The 2,467-nt window shown below is 55.9% G+C and carries 4 protein-coding genes; 3 read left to right on the top strand and 1 reads right to left on the bottom strand.

The genetic code is table 11. The annotated features are described in order from the left end of the window. Both KJ653_10190 and KJ653_10195 read left to right on the top strand, forming a co-directional pair. Positions 1 to 252 (top strand): ATP-dependent helicase (locus KJ653_10190; GenBank protein ID MBU0686196.1); only part of this gene is annotated, 252 nt, incomplete at its 5' end. Between the two features lie 180 nt (positions 253 to 432). Next, positions 433 to 966 (top strand): GNAT family N-acetyltransferase, encoded by a 534-nt coding sequence (locus tag KJ653_10195; protein ID MBU0686197.1) that lies wholly within the window; start codon positions 433 to 435, stop codon positions 964 to 966. Positions 967 to 1,012: 46 nt separating this feature from the next. Here KJ653_10195 and KJ653_10200 read toward each other — a convergent pair whose 3' ends face one another. Continuing rightward, entirely contained in the window at positions 1,013 to 1,579 is a 567-nt protein-coding gene (locus KJ653_10200; protein MBU0686198.1) for an endonuclease domain-containing protein, read from the bottom strand. A 140-nt stretch (positions 1,580 to 1,719) separates the two neighbouring features. Here KJ653_10200 and KJ653_10205 point away from each other — a divergent pair. Further along, on the top strand, positions 1,720 to 2,467 hold a 748-nt coding region (locus tag KJ653_10205), incomplete at its 3' end, for a hypothetical protein (protein MBU0686199.1).

The raw sequence follows: 2,467 nt of genomic DNA on the forward strand, positions 1-2,467 counted from the left end.
AGAATTGGCCGTACCGCAAGAGCAGGAGCTAAGGGCACTGCATATTCCCTGTGCGCAAGCCATGAACGGGATGCCTTGAGAGAGATCGAGAGCCTAATAAGAATGAAGATCGAAGTAATGTCTCATTCATTTCATTCTGACACTGCAAGAAATGCTGTTGGCGCTGCTGCAAGACCACCGCCAAAACAACAAAGAGGTCAAAGAAGGTCAAATATGAATAGACAGGATAAGAGACATTTTCGGTCGAGATAGAATGTCTAGAATTCTTTGTTCAGGAAGAACCCTTATCTCCTGCTGAAGAATGGATGGAAATTGGATAGGGGACACTTCAACATAGAGGTCTTTTCCGACGGAGGGAAGAACTTGGACTGTCTGTGCGAGAATGCCACGGTGCTCAAGAAATAACTATGCGAAACGCAATGCCGCCACGCGATGTCCGTCAGCGAACCTAAGACCAGCGTGCGACCGGCGAAACGCGAGGACATACCGGCTATAGTCATGGTCTGGCGTACCTCTGTCAGCGGCGAGGAGGTCGCTGGATTTGGTACTTCCGTCACCGTGTCCATCTTCGGGGATGTAGATAGGCTCTCGTCTGCATGGATTGAACCGAATCTAGTGAACTCCGATGAGATCCTGGTCGCCGAGATTGACGGTCGAGTCGTGGGCTGCGTCGAGATTGAGGAGAGGGGCGATGAATTGGAGCTCGTGAACATAGACGTGCAACGAGAACTGCAATGTCAGGGAACAGGAACGCAACTCGTCCGATACGTGGAGGAGCTCGCCCAAATGCGGGGAAAGCAAGCGGTGACGCTCGGAACGAGTAGGAACTCGGCCGGCGTACCCTGGAAGTCGTTGCCGTGGTGGCAGGCTCGCGGCTACCGGATCACACACGAGGAGGAGAACGCCTGGACCAAATCAATCGGACCCGGGGTTCGAGAGATTAGGATGCGAAAGGATCTTCGCTAGGGATGCCATCGCCTTTCCTCCCCTATGGTCGTCTTCGAGGCGTGGCTCAAAACCCTCTTCTTTTCCTGTTCGGCTTCAGTAGCTTGACAACTTTCCGGAACGGTCGAGCAATAGCTTCATTCCGCGCCTGCCGCTCTTTCTCCTTCTGCCTTTCGCAATCCTCTTCCAGCTTTCTGCGCGCCTCAACCTCCCTTTTGACAACGTACGCGCAGTTGCCTGCCTTATTGTGGATCGTAGTGCCGTAGAAGCGCATCACAGTCCAACCGAACTGTGTTTTCAGTTTCCAGTCCCGTTTGCGGTCGTGATCTCGTCGGTCTCCACTATGGTACGCGATACCGTCTGCTTCTATTGCTAGCTTGACGTCAGGGAAGGCGAAGTCCACCGTATACCAGTCTATGCGGAATTGAGGCGTCGGGGACAGCCCCTCCTTACGCATCGCCTGATAAAGCTCATACTCGATCGGAGACATCGCGACCTCTCCGGCCTCCGTCCCAACCCGGATTGATTCAGGCCGAGCTTCGGCTTCCTTCAGAATGCGACCGTGGGTCCTCCTCTTCTTATCCTCCTTTATGATCTGTTTGGCTATGGAACGACCGACGGAATAGCGGCTCATTTCACTCCGTTCACGGAGATATGCATGCCCTCTTAATAACCATCATCCCAGAAGCAGGCCGTCTAGTACTTTCCAAACCCTCGATTGGAATCTTACGTTCTAGCCCGTATAAATCCCCGGTCGCTCGCTATTGTCTCCTCATGAGCGAAGAAACCGAGCTCCCAAAGGCCCTCTCCGACCCGATGAACACATTCCTCGATCTGAACGAGTACATGCTCGATGGCATAGACCATCTGCGCTATGTGCTCGCCTACTCCCTCTGGTTCGGGGCGCTCATCTCCATAGCGTCCATAGGGGCGTTCGGGTGGTACCTGGTCGAGGACGGCCTCTCCTGGCTTCACCTGGCGCTCGCCGTCGTCGCTCTCTGCTCCGTGATGGCGGTCTACTGGTCACGTCTCGAGCGCCCTTTCATCGACGACTACCGCATCTTCGCGTGGGCGCTCCACCGCGCGAGCGGGTGGGAGCCGCATCCCAAGGTCCCTCAGGGTCCGGACCCCGTATCGAGGCTGCTGAGCCTCCTGAGCGAGAAAGACGAGAGGTTCGAGCTGCTGCTCGACAAGAAGGGGGACAAGCTCGTCAGGAACGCCGAGGTCAAGGGCCATTCGAAGAAGCTGCACGCCTTCGACGCGTTCTTCGCAGCCGATCGCCCAATGACCCTGTCCCTGGACGATACCATACCGGAAGGGGTGACCCTGCTAGTGAGGGTTGTCTCGAAAGCCACCGTGGATGATCTAGCTAGGCTGAAGTCCGACGCCGAGGATGTCCTCCAGGGCAATGTCAGCATGAACGAGGCCGCGCTGAGGGTCATACTCCTGCAGGCGGGGGCGGAGGAGTTCCCGAGCGAGGTTGTCGAGTACGCCGGGAAGAACTGGATGGAGTACCCGAGGA

Source organism: Candidatus Thermoplasmatota archaeon, assembly GCA_018814355.1.
Taxonomy (GTDB): Archaea; Thermoplasmatota; Thermoplasmata; order UBA10834; family UBA10834; genus COMBO-56-21.

Bases quoted from the DNA above. Each gene is read 5' to 3' on its own strand.
- KJ653_10195 (MBU0686197.1), top strand. From the start codon at position 433: ATGTCCGTCAGCGAACCTAAGACCAGCGTGCGACCGGCGAAACGCGAG.
- KJ653_10200 (MBU0686198.1), bottom strand. From the start codon at position 1,579: ATGAGCCGCTATTCCGTCGGTCGTTCCATAGCCAAACAGATCATAAAG.